Here is a 14,914-nt window from a genome sequence, read left to right on the forward strand (position 1 = left end):
TGCTCTCCTCCCGGGGTCAGCGCAGGAGGCTCGCCAGCGGTCCGCCCTCGAGATCCGCGAGGATCGCCGCGGCGTCCTCGTAGACCGCGACGGCGCCGGCCTCGCGCAGCTCGTGCTCGCCGGTGCCGCCGGACTGCACCGCGACGGTCGCGAGGCCGGCCCGCTCGGCGGCGAGGACGTCCCAGGTGGCGTCGCCGATCATGATCGCGCGATCGGTCGAGACGCCGGCGCGCTCGAGCGCGATGCTGATCACATCGGGCGACGGCTTCGCTGTCTCGACGTCCTCGCCGCTCGTCACCGCGTGCACCGCGTCGCCGAGGTCGAGGACGTCGAGCAGGATCTCCAGCTCGTTCTGCGGCGCGGACGTCGCCAGCACGATGCGGACGCCCCGCCCGGCGAGCGCCCGGATCAGCTCGCGCGCTCCGGGCAGGAGCGCGATCCGAGCGGACGCCTCGGCGTAGTTCTTCGCGTGCAGGCCCTTCACCAAGGTGCGCGCGTCGTCGTCGACGTCGTCCTCGAGGAGCAGGTCGAGCAGCTCCGACGAGTCGGCGCCGATCGCCCGCTGGATCCGCCAGGTCGCGACGTCGAGGTCCGCCTGCCAGAACGCGCGCGACCAGGCCTCCACGTGCAGGAAGTTGGTGTCGGCGAGCGTGCCGTCGATGTCGAAGAGCACGGCGGTCGGTGTCGTGGGCATGTGGTTCGTCCTCTGCTGGATGCGGGAGCTGGATGCGTGAGCCGAGTGCGGGAGCCGGTTCTCACCAGGCCGAAGTGGGAACCCTACGCCTGCGCACGGGCATCAGCAGGACCCCTTGACTCGTGATCGGCGGGTCCTGACGGACGACGCCGCGGGCGACCTCGTCGGCGATGACCTCGAGCCGGGCGACGCCCTCGAGATCGCCGGGCAGGATCACGCGGTCGTAGCCGAGGTTCACGACGAGGTGCTCGGTTCCGAGTGCCCAGTGCAGTTCGCCGGCGCCCGCGGTGTGCGGGACGATGCTCGCCTTCCTGCCGCGGTCGGCGGACCGGATGCCGATCCGGCCGCGCCACGCGTCGTGGAGGCGGACGAGCAGCGCGTGCAGAGCGGCGACGACCTCCGGGTCCGGCGTCCGAGTGTCGGGGGTGGACTCCGGCGGCTCCCACGGCGGCGGGAGCTCGGCGTCCGCGTCGATCTCGAGGGCGACGCGGAGGGTCGCGCCGCCGGTGGAGCGGTCCCAGGACGCGAGTCGCTGCAGCCTCCGTCGGGAGGGGTCGGGGACGAGGACACCACCCTCGCCGATCGCCGGGATGCTGCCGAGCACCGTCTCGCCGACGATCCCGCGCACGACCCCGGACACCGTGAGTGCGTCGGACAGGGCCTGGTGGTGCTCCTCCGCGTAGCGGGCCGGACCGGTCGGTCGAGCCGGGTAGCTCAGAAGCGACCACGTGACACGGTCACCTACCGCGAACGGCGCGCCGCAGCAGTCCATCTCCCAGCCCGCTCGGACGACTTCGATCAGGCGCGGCGAAGCATCGATCATTCCTGGCCCCCGCTCCCGTTCTCTCGCTGAAGAGGTCCCCCTTCCGATCCTCCCATCGACACCCTCCCGACCTCAGAACGGCGGTGGCTCGTCCTTCACGGCGCCCGGTTCCCTGTCCGGTGCCGCGCGGCCTCTCGGCGGCCCGATGCGCGCCGGGTGGGTGACGTGCCGCCTGCCGGTCGGGCTCGTCCAGTGCAGGACTCCGGCGGCCCGGTGCTCGACCTGCCAGGTGCTGGTGTGCCGGAGCCGGTGGTGGTGGCGGCAGAGGTGGGCGAGGTTGTCGGCGTCGGTGCGGCCGCCGTGCTGCCACTCGACGCCGTGGTCGACGTCGCCCGCGGAGGCCGCCCGGGTGCAGCCGGGGAAGCGGCAGGTCTCGTCGCGGTGCAGCAGGTGGCGCCGCAGGTCGGCGGGCACCCGGTACGACGTCCGGCCCACGGAGAGCACGGCGCCGGTCTCCGGATGGGTGAGGATCCGCGTGAAGGAGGGCGCATCGGCCGCGAGGCGGCGGGCGGTCTCGGGGTCGATCGGCCCGTAGCCGTCGAGGGTGCCCGGCTCGTCCGAGCGGCCGAGGAGCGTGAGGACGGGGACGGTGACCGCGACCCGCGGACGGATCCCGACGGGGACGGCGGTACCGGTCGAGCGCCGCTCCGCGCCGTCGGTCTCGCCGTCGATCAGGAGCGCCGCTCCGACGTCCGCCCGCAGCTGCCCGATCGTCCGCTTCTCGCCGGGCAGCTCGCGCAGGGAGCGCGCCGCGCGGTCGATGCGGTCGAAGGCGCCCTGCGCCTGGGGAGCGGGAAGGTGCAGGAGCAGGGTGGCCATGCCGTCGCTCCCGCCGTCGAGCCAGACCGCGCGCCGCGCGGCGCAGCGCCGGTGGCGCTCGGTCGTCGACTCGGGATGCAGTCGCTCCCGCAGAGTCCGGAGGCGGCGCTGCAGCTGCGGGGGAGTGCGGTCGGCCGCGACCACGGCGGCCTCCTCGTCGAGGCGCCCGCGCACCTCGGGCGGCAGCTCGACGGCCGCACGGAGGATCACCCGCGCGTGCTCGGGCGAGATCCGCCCCTCACGGAGCGCGGCGAGGGTCTGCGGGAGCTCGTTGACGAGCAGCCTGCTCTCCTCGATCAACCCGGTGACGTACGCCTCCGACATCCGCAGGGCGGTCGCGAGCTCGGCGACGAGCGCCCGCTCGGCCGCCTCCCTCCGCTCCGCTCGGCTGCGCACCAGCGGATCGACGAGCACCTCGTACGAGGCCGTCGCCGCGAGCCGGGCGCGCTCGACCAGCTCGGCACGCTGCGCCTCCGCTCGCGCCCGAAGCGGATCGGCCGCGCACACCGCATCGACCGCGGAGGCGAGCGCGGCATTGGCGCCCGCGCGCCCTTCGCGGGATCGCTCCCCGTCCTCGTTCTGAACCATACGAGAATGGTTCCAGAGACCACCGACTTCCGGTTGCCCCTTCCGACGGATCGTCGGAGAACTCGCCGAAGTCGTCCCTGTGGAGGAGCCATCACCTCAGCTCTGGGGGACCGTGGGTGTCACACCCGCCGCGGCACCGTGAACACCGTCTCCACGCCCGGCGAGTACAGCACCGAGTCCGGAGCCCGCGTCGCCAGCCCCGGGAAGCCCGCGACCTCGAGCAGCCCGTCGTCGAGCGCGAGCAGCTCCGCGCGCTGCAGCGGCCACGGCCGGTGCAGATTGCGGCCGTACCAGGTCGAGCCCAGGTGGCGCTCGTGGTAGGCCCAGCGCGAGGTGAGGAAGCCGGCCAGCGGGTCCTCGGAGGCGTCGGTGCCCGGGGTCGGCCGCACCACGATCCGCGAGCGCGCAGCGGGATCGCCGATCCGCTCGGTCGTGTAGATGACCGCACCGTGGCGGTGCTCGATCCCCATCCGCGCCCAGCGGTAGGGCAGGCCGAAGACGGCCTGCGCGGTGAGCACCGGCAGAAGGTGCGACGCCTCGAGCGAGACGAAGACGACTCCGCGGCGCCCGTGCCGGTCGATCGAGTAGAGCCGCACGTTCACCTCGGGGAAGGTGCCCAGCCACGGCACGCGCGGCCCGCCGAGGAACGCCGTCCGCGACAGCCGGAACGGGATGAGGCCCACCCAGGAGGCGCCGTCGTGCTCGTCCGGGCGCACTCCGGGCGGCAGGTGCGGCGCGACCAGCGCCGGGTCGACGCGCCAGTGCAGGAAGGCGGCCTCGGTCCAGCGCTGGCGGAGGATGCGCGGCCCGCCGAGCGCGGGCGCGGAGCGGGTCACGGATTCGACGGAGGTCACGCCGCCATCGTGCTCCCCGCTGCTGCGAACCGGCCTGTGCAGCGCAGTATCGGCGCGCCCCGCGGCCTCCGCGGCGCGATTCACCGCCCGGAGCCGGCTCCCGCGAGCTCCACCAGCGCCGAGACGGCGACCCGCACCGGCGCCGACGACGCCACCGACCCGCGCACCACCGCGTGGATCGACCGCAGCGGGCGCGGCCGCACCAGCGGCACCGCCACGAGCCCGGCCGGCAGGGGCTGGGCGGCCAGCGCCGGCAGCACCGTGAGTCCCATCCCCGCCGCCACGAAGGCGACCGCCGTCACGTGATCGTTCGCCTGCACGTGGAAGCGCGGCGTGAACCCCGCCGCTGCGCAGGCGTCGACGAGGGTCCGGCGGCACCAGCCGGTCGGCAGGTCGTTGTCGATCCACCGGTCGCCCGCGATCTCGGCCAGCTCGATCTCGGCGCGCCCGGCGAGCGGGTGCGACCGGGTCAGGACGGCCAGATACGGATCGTCGATGAGGTGGTGCGCCGTGAAGCCGGGTGAGTCCGCCGTCCCACCCGGCTCCGCGACCAGCAGCTGCACGTCCGGCCGCGCCGCCGGGTCCTCCGCCACCTCCTCGCCCAGGCGCAGATCGAGTGCCAGCTGCGGGAAGCCGGCGATCAGCCGCCGAGCGACCTCGGGCATCCACGCGCTGCCGACGGAGGCGAAGTAGGTCATCGAGAGCCGCCCGGCCCGCCCCGCGCGCAGGTCGGCGACGACCGCCTCCGCCTCGCCGAGCCGCTCCAGCACGCGGTCGGCCTGCTCGGCGAGGGTGCGGCCCGCGGCGGTCGGCCGGACGCCGCGCCCGACCCGCTCGAGCAGCGTCAGCCCGGTCTCGCGCTGCAGGGCGGCGAGGTGCTGGCTGATCGCCGAGGGCGTGTAGCCGAGCGACGACGCGGCGCCGACGATCGAGCCGGCCGCGACGACGGCGCGGAGGACGCGGAGGCGCTGGACGTCGAGCATGCGCCGACCCTAGCGATCATGAAGCCGCACTGCACGATCCGGTAGAACCGTGGACTGGTGCTGACGCCCGCCGCCCCGCCACGATGAGTCCATGACCAGCACCGCGCCCTCCCGCACCACCGCCGTCCCGAGCCGCCGCGACGCGGCCCTGCTCTGGTCGGCGATCGCGGTGACGGTGCTGCTCTGGGCCTCGGCCTTCGTCGGGATCCGCTTCGCCGCGGACGACTTCGGCCCGGGCGCCCTCACCCTGGGCCGCATCGTGGTCGGCTCGATCGCCCTGACGGTCGTGCGCCTGGTGATCACGGCGCGCCGCCGCGGTGATCGTCCGGAGCGCAGCCGGGTGCCGCGCGGCCGGATCCTCCTGCTCGTGCTCGTCTGGGGCGTCGCCTGGTTCGGCGTCTACAACCTCGCGCTCAACGCGGCCGAGCGGCACGTCGACGCCGGCACCGCGGCGCTCCTGGTCAACATCGCGCCGATGATCACCGCGGTCCTCGCGGGCCTCCTCCTCGGCGAGGGCTTCCCGCGGCGTCTGCTCGGCGGCATGGCGGTGGCGCTCGCCGGAGTCGCGGTCATCGCCTTCTCGACCTCCTCGGGGCAGTTCGACGTGATCGGCGTCGTCCTCGGCCTCGCCGCAGCGGTCCTCTACGGCAGCGCCGCGACGCTGCAGAAGCGTCTGCTCGGGCACGTCGACGCGATGACGATGACCTGGATCGGCTGCCTGGCGGCGACCGTCGCCTGCCTGCCGTTCGCCCCGGAGCTGGTCGCCTCGCTGCAGGCCGCGCCCGCCTCCTCGATCGCCGCCGTCGTCTACCTCGGCGTGTTCCCGACGGCCGTCGCCTTCACCACCTGGGGCTACGTCCTCTCCCGCTCCAGCGCCGGGCGCACGGCGGCCACCACCTACGCGGTCCCGGCCGTCGTGGTGCTGCTGTCCTGGCTCCTGCTCGCCGAGACCCCGCCGGCCGCGGCGCTGATCGGCGGCGCGATCGCGCTGGGCGGAGTCGCGGTCGCCACGCTCCGGCGGCGGCCCGCGGGAGTCTGAGGGAGCGCTCACTCCCCGGCGATATGCTGGGGCCACGTTCGTCCAGTCGGCGCCGAGCGCCGGTCACGGTGCGCGCCCGTTACGGTGAGGATCCCCCGATGACCGAGGCCCTGCAGCCGCCCCAGAACGCTCTCTCGCTCACGCCGCCCGAGCCCGTCGCCGCCGTCGCGACCACCTCGGCGCCGTCGATCGCGCCGAAGGTCCCCGAGCAGGCGCTGCCCGGGCTCGAGGCGAAGGTCGACGGCTACCTCGCGTCGCTGATGTCCGCGGAGGCCCGCAGCCCCGAGTTCGCGGCGAAGGCCAACGACATCCGCACGATGGGCGACGCCGACATCCGCTCGGCCGCCGACTCCTCGAACCGGCTGCTGAAGACGCCCGTCCGGGCGCTGCAGGAGGGCGGGCTCTCCGAGGGCTCGAACATCGGCAAGACGCTGCTGGAGCTGCGCCGGACCGTCGAGGACCTCGACCCCTCCGAGGACAACATCCAGAAGAAGATCCTCGGCTTCATCCCGTTCGGCAACAAGATCACCGACTACTTCCGCCGCTACGAGAGCGCGCAGTCGCACCTCAACGCGATCATCCAGGCGCTCTACGACGGCCAGGACGAGCTCCGGAAGGACAACGCGGCGCTCAACCTGGAGAAGCAGAACCTCTGGGACACGATGACGCGCCTCAACGAGTACATCTACGTCGCCGAGCGCCTCGACGTGAAGCTGTCCGCGAAGATCGCCGAGCTCGACGCGACCGACCCGGACCGCGCCCGGGCGCTGCGCGAGGACGTCCTCTTCTACGCGCGGCAGAAGCACCAGGACCTGCTGACCCAGCTGGCCGTCTCGATCCAGGGCTACCTGGCGATCGACGTCGTGATCAAGAACAACGTCGAGCTGATCAAGGGCGTCGACCGCGCGACCACCACGACCGTGTCGGCGCTGCGCACGGCGGTCATCGTCGCGCAGGCGCTCGCCAACCAGCGCCTCGTGCTCGACCAGATCACCGCGCTGAACACGACGACCTCGAACATGATCGAGGCCACCTCGCGGATGCTCGCCGAGCAGTCCGCGAGCATCCAGTCGCAGGCGGCGTCGGCGACGGTCGGGCTCCCGCAGCTGCAGGCGGCGTTCGCGAACATCTACCAGACCATGGACTCGATCTCGGACTTCAAGATCAAGGCGCTCGACAGCATGGCGCAGACCGTCGGCGTCCTTCAGGTCGAGACCGCGAAGGCCGGCGAGTACGTCGAGCGGGCCCGCCGCAGCAACTCCGACATCGACGCGGCCTCCTCGCTCGATCTCGGCCGCTAGCCGATGGGCTGGCTCTCCCGCCTGTTCGGCGGCACCGACTCGGTGCCGGAGGAGACCGCGCCCGCACTCCCGCGCGTGCCGTCCAGCGACGACATCCTCGCGGCGCTCGACCGGGTCGCGGCGGAGACCGCGGGCAAGGTCCCGGCGATCGTCGCGGCCCGCATCCGCCGGGTCGACGAGACCGTGCGCGAGATGGTGCCGCGCCTGGACCGCCTCGGCGGGATGAGCCGGCAGGGCCACACCGTCGTCGCGACGGCCACCAGCTACCTGCCCGAGGCGGTCGAGGGCTACCTGCGCCTGCCGCGCGACTTCGCCGACCGCCGCGCCGTCTACAAGGGGAAGACCTCGCTGATGATCCTCTGCGACCAGCTCGACCTGCTCGGGGGCACCCTCGACCGGATCTCCGACGCCGTCTCGCGGCAGGACGCCTCGGCGCTGATCGCGCACGGGCAGTTCCTCGCCGAGAAGTTCACGGAGTCGTCGCTGTCGAGCGGGCTCGACGCGCCGGCCGCTCCGACGACGCCGACCGCTCCCGGCTCGCTGACCCCGCCGAGCGCCTCGTGAGCACGCTGCCGGCGTCACTCGACGCGCTCGTCCTGGTCGGAGCCGCGGCCGGGCTCGACGGCGCCGCCGTGCGCGCCGAGGGCGCCCGGCTCGCGGCGGCGGTCGCGGAGTCGATCACCGGGGCGGGGCAGGACTGGCTCGCCGAGACCGGGACGACCGGCGGCCTCGAGGCGTTCTTCACCGCGGCGTCGAGCGCCCGGCGCTGGCGCAGCTCGCCGACCGATCTGCTCGCCGGGCTGGTCGCGGCGCACTCGGAGCAGGCCGGCGCGTACGCGCGGGCGCTGACCGAGGTCGTGTCCGCGGCGAGCTCGCTCGGGCAGCCGGGGATCGGCGGGATCGCGGCGGCGTCGGCGACGGCGGCGGCGCAGCTGGGGGCTGTGCAGGGAGCGGCGGCTTCGCCGGCCGGATCCTCCGCGCCCGAACTCCCGCGCGATCTTCCCGCCGGAGTCCCCGGGGTCGACGAGATCCTCGCGCGGCTGCGGCGGACCGAGCACGACGGGCCGCAGGACGAGCCGGGCCCGGCCGCCGCCGCGCCGCCCGCCTCTCCCGCGCCGGAAGCCGAGCCCGAGCCGCTCGAGCCGCCCGAGGCGATCGAGGACCTGCTCGCCGAGCTCGACGCGCTGATCGGCCTCGACCGGGTGAAGAGCGAGATCAAGCGGCAGACCCAGCTGCTCCGGATCGACACCCTGCGCCAGGCCGCCGGTCTCACCACGCCGACGCTCACCCGGCACCTCGTCTTCACCGGCAATCCGGGCACCGGCAAGACCACCGTCGCGCGTCTCGTCTCGCGCATCTACCGCTCGCTCGGCATCCTCTCGAAGGGCGTGCTCGTCGAGGTCGACCGCTCGGAGCTGGTGGCCGGCTACCTCGGCCAGACCTCGATGAAGACCGCCGAGGTGATCGCCTCGGCCCGCGGCGGCGTGCTCTTCATCGACGAGGCCTACGCGCTCGCGCTCGACCAGTACGGCGCGGAGGCGGTGACCACCCTGGTCAAGGACATGGAGGACCACCGCGGCGACCTGGTCGTCATCGTGGCGGGCTACTCCGGGCCGATGCAGGGCTTCCTCGACACCAACCCCGGGCTCGCGAGCCGCTTCTCCACCACCATCGACTTCGCGGACTACAGCGACGAGGAGCTGTCCGCGATCTTCGCGCGCCTCGCCGCCGCCGCCGACTTCACCCCGACCGAGGAGGCGGTCGCCGCCTTCGCCGACGTCGCCGCCGCGCAGGAGCGCACCGAGGCGTTCGGCAACGGGCGCTGGGTGCGCAACGTGCTCGACGCGGCCATCGCGCGCCACGCCTGGCGCCTGCGCGACACCGAGGAGCCGACGCTCGACGAGCTGCGGACCCTGGAGGCGGAGGACGTCGTGGAGGCGGAGCTGCCGGACGCGGAGTCCCCGGCAGCGGAGTCCCCGGCAGCGGAGTCCGAGACCGACGCATCGACCGAGGAGATCGCATGAGCATCGCCACTGCCGCGCCGCCGGCTCCGCCCGCAGCCGCGCAGACCGCGCCGGCCGCTCGGCGGCCGAGCCTCCTCGCCCGTGCGACGTCGACCACTCCGCGCACCCTCCGCCTGCTGCTGGTGCTGACGGCGCTCGCCGCCGTGCTGTTCGGCGTCTTCGCCCAGCAGGCCGCGTCGCTGCAGGCGCGCGCCGCGCAGGAGGCCCGCGAGCAGGCCGCCCAGCTGATCGGCGTGCAGGACGTGCGGAACCAGCTCGTCGACGCCAATGCGATCGCGGCGAACACCTTCCTGGTCGGCGGACTCGAGCCCGCGGAGCAGCGCCAGACCTACGTGGACAACCTCGCCGACGCGTCCTCGCGGATCGCCCAGCTCGCCGCGACGCAGCCCGACGACGCCGAGACCCTCGCGAAGGTCGCCACCAAGCTGACCACCTACAGCGGGCTGATCGAGCAGGCGCGAGCGAACAACCGGCAGGGCTTCCCGGTCGGCTCCGCGTACCTCGACCAGGCCTCGGCGCAGCTGACCGATTCCGAGAAGGGGATCCTCACGGATCTCAACGGGCTGGTCACCCGCGGGGCGGACCGCGTCGCCGCCGCCTACGACACCGTGCGCTTCAGCGTGCTGCTGCTGATCGGCTCGCTCGCGATGCTGCTCCTGCTGATCGCGGCGCAGGTCTGGCTGGCGCGGCGGACGCACCGCTACCTCAACCGCCCGCTCGCCACCGCCACCGGGCTGCTGCTGCTGGTCGGGATCGGCGGCGCGCTCCTGCTCGGCTCGATCGCGGGGCGTGCGGCGGCGGTCCGCGCCGAGCCCTACCAGGCGACCCTCGTCGTCTCGCAGGCGCTCACCGCGGCGAGCGACGCGAAGTCGCTGGAGAGCTTCACGCTGATCAAGCGCGGCTCGGGAGCGGCCCTCGAGGCGGAGTTCCAGGCGGCGGCGAAGGACGCGGGGGACCGGCTGCAGGCCGGGGTCGACGACGGCATCGTCGACGGGGCGCTGCTGACGGAGCTGAACGCGTGGCTCGATCTGCACGCGGCGATTCGCGCCGAGGACGACGGCGGGAACTGGGACCGGGCGGTCCTGCTCGCCACCTCGACGGAGCCCGAGTCCGCCAACGTCGCATTCGACGCCTTCGCCGATGACGCGCGGCTGGCGATCGTCGACGACACGAACGCGACCCGCACCGAGCTCGACGACGGGAGCGCGACCGCCTCGGTCGCCTCCTGGATCCTGCTCGCCGCCGGCCTGGTGGGCGCCCTGCTCGCCTGGCGCGGCGTCGCGCAGCGACTGGAGGAGTACCGATGACCCGCCTCAGCACCCTGCGCACGGGCGCCGTCGCGCTCCTGCTCGGCACCGTGCTCGCCGTCTCCGGCTGCACCAGCGGCGCGAGCGACCTCGGCACCATCACCGAGGCGACCACGCCGACCCCCACGGCGTCCGCGCCGTCGACCGCCGCTCCGGCCACGGCCGAGTGCTCGCCCTCGGCGGTCACCTCCTACGCGCCCACCGGCGTCACCGACAGCACCCGGCTCGCCCAGATCCGGGACTACGGGAAGCTCCGCGTCGGCGTCTCGGCCGACACCCTTCTGATGTCCTCCCGCAACCCGCTGACCGGCGAGATCGAGGGCTTCGACATCGACATCGCCCGCGAGATCGCCCGCGCGATCTTCGGCGACCCGACCGCGATCGAGTTCGTCGTGATCACCTCGGCTCAGCGCCTGCCCGCCCTCAGCGGCGACGCCGCGACGCCGCAGGTCGACCTGGTCGCCCGCACGCTGACGATGACCTGCGACCGCTGGAGCAGCATCGCGTTCTCCTCCGAGTACTACGCCGCGGGGCTGAAGGTGCTCGTCTCCGAGAGCAACGACGCGGACGGCATCGACGAGCTGGCCGGGCAGAACGTCTGCGCACCGCGGAGCACCACCACGCTCAGCCGGCTCGAGAGCGACTACCCCGACGTGAAGGCGGTCGCCGCGGACACGCACACCGAGTGCCTCGCGGAGTTCCAGGAGGGATCCGTCGACGCGATCGCGGGCGACGACACGATCCTCGCCGGCTTCGTCGCGCAGGACCCGTACGCCAAGGTCATCGGCGACCAGCTCAGCTCCGAGCCCTACGGCCTCGGGATGCCCGCCGGCGACACCGACTACGTGCGCTTCGTCAACGCGGCGCTCGAGAGCATCCGCGCGGACGGCCGCTGGCAGAGCATCTACGACCGCTGGCTCGGCGATCTCGGCACGGCGACGCCGCCCGCCGCCGTGTACGGGCGCTGATGGCGGCAGTGACGGGAGCGCAGGCGGGCGTCTCGGAGGGGACGCCCGTCGCTCCGGGGCGCCTGGGCGAGGCGATCCCGCAGCGCGCGCTCTTCGACTACCTCGCTCAGCTCGGCCGCTGGCTGGAGCGGACGACCCGCGAGCTCTCGCGGCTCGACGCCGCCGCGCTCGCCTCGCCGCAGGCCGACAGCTACACCGCCGACGTCGTCCTCGCGCAGTCGCTGCGCGAGTCCGTCACCCGCCGGCTGGCCGAGCTCGAGGTCGTCTGGGACTCCGGCCGCGTGGACGCCGTGGCCCGCGAGCGGATGTCGCAGCTGATCTGGGGACGCCTCGACTCCTCCGGCTCGGGCGGCAGTGCCGCCGTCTCGCTGGTCGAGGCCGTCCGGCTCTGCGACGCCGTCATCGGCCAGCTGAAGTCGCGCCTCGAGCTCGACCCGAGCGGCACCGACGTCGCCGGCCGGATCGTCGGGGTGCGCGCCGAGATCGAGCGCTGCCGCGACCTCACCCGCGATGCGCGCGGCACCGTCGACCAGGCCGCCGCCCAGCGCGTCGCCGTGCTCCGCTCGCGGCTGGACGCCCTCGCCGAGAAGGCCGGCCGCGGCGCCGACGTCTCCGGGCCGCTCGGCCAGCTCGAGAGCGACTCCGCCCGGCTGGAGCGCGACCTGATCATCGCCGCCTCCGAGCGCCGCGGCCTCGAGCACGACCGGGTCCGCGCCCGCGAGCTGGCCGCCGCCGCGGAGCTGCGCGAGGCGCCGCTGCGCGAGCTCGTCGCCCGCTGCCGCCGCGAGATCGCGGATCCGCCCCGCCTCGCGGTGCCCGACGTCTCGCGCCTCGGCGAGCCGCCGACCGGCCGCGAGGCGCTCGACGCGCACCTCGCCCGCCTCACCGCCGTCGGCCGGGCGTTCGACGCCGTCGAGGCCGCCTACACCTCGCCGCTGCGCGAGCGGGCCGCCCTCGGCTTCCGGCTGCGGGCCCTGCGCGAGCGCGCCGCCGCCAACGGCCGGGCCGCCTCCGCCGTCGGCGTCGCGGCCGACGCCGAGGTCCGCGCCGCGCTCGACGCGGTGCCCTGCTCGGTGCCGCTCGCCCGCCACCTGGTCGAGCAGTACGACGTGGTCACCCGCGACCTGCCCACAGCCCCGTCTCCCTCGCACCACCGGAAGGCCAGCTCATGAACGGCGACCCCTGCACCTCGACCCCGGGCTGCACCGGCGTGATCGAGGACGGCTACTGCAACGTCTGCGGGCTGCCGGCGGAGGCGCCGGCCGTCGCGGTGTCCGCTCCCACCGCGCGCCGCCCCGCTCCCGCGGCCGGCCCCGCGCCCGCCACCGCCTCCGCCGCCTTCGGCACCGGCTTCGCCGAGGGCGCGCCGAACGCGCAGGCCCCCGTCGGCTCCAGCACCGAGGAGGCGGCGACCGCCCGCAGCGGCCGCACCTCCTCCGCCCGCCTCGCGACCGCCGCGCTCGGCTCGGCACGCACCGCGCAGACCGGCTCGAAGACCACCCGCCGCGTCGGCACCACCTCCACCCGCCTGCGCGGACCGCGGCTCGGCGCCGGGCTGACGACCGTCCCCTCGCGCCCCGCCGCCGACCCGATGGCCGCGCTGATGAAGGAGGCGGTGCTCCCCGAGCGCAAGCGCTTCTGCTCGAACTGCGGCACCGCGGTCGGCCGCGGCCGCGACGGCAAGCCCGGCCGCACCGAGGGCTTCTGCCCCAACTGCCGCACCCCGTTCAGCTTCACGCCACAGCTCGCGAAGGGCGACGTCGTCGGCGGCCAGTACGAGGTCGTCGGCTGCCTCGCCTACGGCGGGCTCGGCTGGATCTACCTCGCCCGCGACCGCAACGTCTCCGGCCGCTGGGTCGTGCTCAAGGGCCTGCTGAACTCCGGCGACCCGGACGCCTACGCCGCGGCGGTGACGGAGCGGCAGTACCTCGCCGAGGTCGAGCACCCGCTGATCGTCGAGATCTACAACTTCGTCCTGCACGAGGGCGCCGGCTACATCGTGATGGAGTACGTCGGCGGTCCGAGCCTCAAGCAGATCCTCCAGGAGCGCCGCGACGCGAACGGCGGCTCCGCGGATCCGCTGCCCGTCGACCAGGCGCTCGCCTTCGTCCTCGAGGTGATGCCCGCCTTCGCCTACCTGCACGACCACGGGCTGCTCTACTGCGACTTCAAGCCGGACAACATGATCCAGGTCGGCGACCAGGTCAAGCTGATCGACCTCGGCGGGGTGCGCCGGGCCGACGACGAGGAGTCGGCGATCTACGGCACCGTCGGGTACCAGGCGCCCGAGGTGCCCGAGCTGGGGCCGTCGATCGCCTCCGACGTCTACACCATCGGGCGGACGATCGCCTCGCTCGTCCTCGACTTCCGCGGCAACCAGACCACCTACGTCGCCTCGCTGCCGCCGGTGTCCGAGACGCCGCTGTTCCAGAAGTACGACTCGTTCTACCGCCTGGTCGCGAAGGCCTGCGCGCCCGATCCTCAGGACCGCTTCGCCACCGTCGACGAGATGCGCGGGCAGCTGCTCGGCGTGCTGCGCGAGGTCGTCGCGACCGACCGCGGGCCGGGGCACCCGGCGCTGCACTCGACCGAGTCGGCGCTCTTCGAGGCGCCCGTCGCCGACGTGGTCGACCGTCCGCTGCCCTGGGACGCGCTGCCCGGGCTGAAGACCGACGAGTCCGACCCGGCCCGCGCCTGGCTGGCCGGCGTCAACGTCGCCGACCCGATCGTCCGGCTGCGCGCCCTCGCGCTCGCGCCGACCGTCACCGTCGAGGTGCGGCTCGCCCGCGCCCGCGCGGCGATCGAGGCCGAGCGCTGGGAGGACGTCGCCCGCGCGACCGGCGAGATCCTCACCGAGGACCCGTGGGAGTGGCGCGCGGTCTGGATGAGCGGGCTGGCCCAGCTCGCCCGCCACGACGACATCGGCGCCCGCGCCTCGTTCAACACCGTCTACGGCCAGGTGCCGGGCGAGCTCGCCCCCAAGCTCGCGCTCGCCGCGGCCTGCGAGTCGAGCGGCGAGCCCGAGGTGGCGGAGTCGCTCTACGTGATCTGCGCCCGCGCCGACGCCAACTACACCGCGCCGGCCGCCTTCGGCCTCGCCCGGGTCCGGCAGCACCGGGCCGACCTGGACGGCGCGCTCGACGCGCTCGACATCGTCACGCCGACCCGCTCCTCCTACGTCGACGCCCGCCGCCGCCGCGCCGAGCTGCTGGCCGGCTCCGGCCGCGGACTTCCGTCGCTCTCCGCCGCGCTCGCCAGTGTCGACACGGTGGCGATCGACTCGCGGACCCGGCTCGAGCTGACGACGGGGGTGCTGGAGTCGGCGCTCGACCTGGTCCGCCGCGACGGCCCCGCCGAGGGCGCGACGATCGGCGGGATCGACGCCACCGAGCCCGCCCTCCGGGACGGCCTCGAGACCTCCTACCGCTCGCTCGCGGCCGCCACCCGCGAGAAGGAGGAGCGCCTGCGCCTCGTCGACCGGGCGAACGCCGTGCGCCGCTGGACGCTGACGTGA

The 14,914-nt window shown here is 74.4% G+C and carries 13 protein-coding genes; 8 read left to right on the forward strand and 5 right to left on the reverse strand.

Translation table 11 applies throughout. The annotated features are described in order from the left end of the window. Positions 1–16: 16 nt before the first annotated feature. From C1I64_RS00095 to C1I64_RS00115, 5 genes are all read right to left on the reverse strand, one after another. Positions 17–694 (reverse strand): HAD family hydrolase, encoded by a 678-nt coding sequence (locus tag C1I64_RS00095; RefSeq protein ID WP_127885832.1) that lies wholly within the window; start codon positions 692–694, stop codon positions 17–19. A 61-nt stretch (positions 695–755) separates the two neighbouring features. Then, positions 756–1,517, reverse strand: coding sequence for a DUF6578 domain-containing protein (locus C1I64_RS00100; protein ID WP_341867811.1), 762 nt, complete (start codon positions 1,515–1,517; stop codon positions 756–758). 72 nt (positions 1,518–1,589) lie between these two features. Beyond that, positions 1,590–2,924, reverse strand: a complete 1,335-nt coding sequence (locus tag C1I64_RS00105; protein ID WP_127885834.1) for an HNH endonuclease signature motif containing protein — start codon at positions 2,922–2,924, stop codon at positions 1,590–1,592. Positions 2,925–3,043: 119 nt separating this feature from the next. Beyond that, complete coding sequence (locus C1I64_RS00110) at positions 3,044–3,778, reverse strand: YqjF family protein (protein WP_207901590.1); 735 nt, start codon at positions 3,776–3,778, stop codon at positions 3,044–3,046. 80 nt (positions 3,779–3,858) lie between these two features. Then, positions 3,859–4,761, reverse strand: a complete 903-nt coding sequence (locus tag C1I64_RS00115) for a LysR family transcriptional regulator (RefSeq protein WP_127885835.1) — start codon at positions 4,759–4,761, stop codon at positions 3,859–3,861. Between the two features lie 91 nt (positions 4,762–4,852). On the opposite strand from C1I64_RS00115, the gene C1I64_RS00120 reads away from it, so the two are divergent. The 8 genes from C1I64_RS00120 (at position 4,853) to C1I64_RS00155 (ending at position 14,914) form a co-directional block, all read left to right on the forward strand. Then, positions 4,853–5,800 carry a DMT family transporter gene (locus C1I64_RS00120; protein WP_127885836.1) on the forward strand — a complete coding sequence of 316 codons (948 nt, stop codon included), beginning with the start codon at positions 4,853–4,855 and terminating at the stop codon, positions 5,798–5,800. A gap of 98 nt (positions 5,801–5,898) precedes the next feature. Next, positions 5,899–7,101 carry a toxic anion resistance protein gene (locus tag C1I64_RS00125; protein WP_123701898.1) on the forward strand — a complete coding sequence of 401 codons (1,203 nt, stop codon included), beginning with the start codon at positions 5,899–5,901 and terminating at the stop codon, positions 7,099–7,101. Positions 7,102–7,104: 3 nt separating this feature from the next. Then, positions 7,105–7,665 carry a hypothetical protein gene (locus C1I64_RS20295; RefSeq protein ID WP_185019940.1) on the forward strand — a complete coding sequence of 187 codons (561 nt, stop codon included), beginning with the start codon at positions 7,105–7,107 and terminating at the stop codon, positions 7,663–7,665. Next, positions 7,662–9,125, forward strand: a complete 1,464-nt coding sequence (locus C1I64_RS00135; protein WP_127885837.1) for an AAA family ATPase — start codon at positions 7,662–7,664, stop codon at positions 9,123–9,125. The genes C1I64_RS20295 and C1I64_RS00135 overlap by 4 nt, the downstream gene beginning before the upstream one ends. Beyond that, positions 9,122–10,432: a hypothetical protein gene (locus tag C1I64_RS00140; RefSeq protein ID WP_127885838.1), complete on the forward strand. Its 1,311-nt coding sequence runs from the start codon at positions 9,122–9,124 to the stop codon at positions 10,430–10,432. The genes C1I64_RS00135 and C1I64_RS00140 overlap by 4 nt, the downstream gene beginning before the upstream one ends. Then, on the forward strand, positions 10,429–11,400 hold the full coding sequence (locus tag C1I64_RS00145; RefSeq protein ID WP_127885839.1) for a glutamate ABC transporter substrate-binding protein: 972 nt from the start codon (positions 10,429–10,431) through the stop codon (positions 11,398–11,400). Before C1I64_RS00140 ends, C1I64_RS00145 begins: the two co-directional genes overlap by 4 nt. Next, entirely contained in the window at positions 11,400–12,572 is a 1,173-nt protein-coding gene (locus C1I64_RS00150) for a hypothetical protein (RefSeq protein ID WP_127885840.1), read from the forward strand. The genes C1I64_RS00145 and C1I64_RS00150 overlap by 1 nt, the downstream gene beginning before the upstream one ends. Further along, positions 12,569–14,914, forward strand: coding sequence for a serine/threonine-protein kinase (locus C1I64_RS00155; protein ID WP_127885841.1), 2,346 nt, complete (start codon positions 12,569–12,571; stop codon positions 14,912–14,914). Before C1I64_RS00150 ends, C1I64_RS00155 begins: the two co-directional genes overlap by 4 nt.

The sequence above is a fragment of the Rathayibacter festucae DSM 15932 genome, assembly GCF_004011135.1.
GTDB lineage: Bacteria > Actinomycetota > Actinomycetes > Actinomycetales > Microbacteriaceae > Rathayibacter > Rathayibacter festucae.

Excerpts from the sequence above, each read along its gene's own strand:
- C1I64_RS00095 (WP_127885832.1), bottom strand. The coding sequence starts at position 694 with ATGCCCACGACACCGACCGCCGTGCTCTTCGACATCGACGGCACGCTC.
- C1I64_RS00100 (WP_341867811.1), bottom strand. The coding sequence starts at position 1,517 with ATGATCGATGCTTCGCCGCGCCTGATCGAAGTCGTCCGAGCGGGCTGG.
- C1I64_RS00105 (WP_127885834.1), bottom strand. The coding sequence starts at position 2,924 with ATGGTTCAGAACGAGGACGGGGAGCGATCCCGCGAAGGGCGCGCGGGC.
- C1I64_RS00115 (WP_127885835.1), bottom strand. The coding sequence starts at position 4,761 with ATGCTCGACGTCCAGCGCCTCCGCGTCCTCCGCGCCGTCGTCGCGGCC.
- C1I64_RS00120 (WP_127885836.1), top strand. The coding sequence starts at position 4,853 with ATGACCAGCACCGCGCCCTCCCGCACCACCGCCGTCCCGAGCCGCCGC.
- C1I64_RS00125 (WP_123701898.1), top strand. The coding sequence starts at position 5,899 with ATGACCGAGGCCCTGCAGCCGCCCCAGAACGCTCTCTCGCTCACGCCG.
- C1I64_RS20295 (WP_185019940.1), top strand. The coding sequence starts at position 7,105 with ATGGGCTGGCTCTCCCGCCTGTTCGGCGGCACCGACTCGGTGCCGGAG.
- C1I64_RS00140 (WP_127885838.1), top strand. The coding sequence starts at position 9,122 with ATGAGCATCGCCACTGCCGCGCCGCCGGCTCCGCCCGCAGCCGCGCAG.
- C1I64_RS00145 (WP_127885839.1), top strand. The coding sequence starts at position 10,429 with ATGACCCGCCTCAGCACCCTGCGCACGGGCGCCGTCGCGCTCCTGCTC.
- C1I64_RS00150 (WP_127885840.1), top strand. The coding sequence starts at position 11,400 with ATGGCGGCAGTGACGGGAGCGCAGGCGGGCGTCTCGGAGGGGACGCCC.
- C1I64_RS00155 (WP_127885841.1), top strand. The coding sequence starts at position 12,569 with ATGAACGGCGACCCCTGCACCTCGACCCCGGGCTGCACCGGCGTGATC.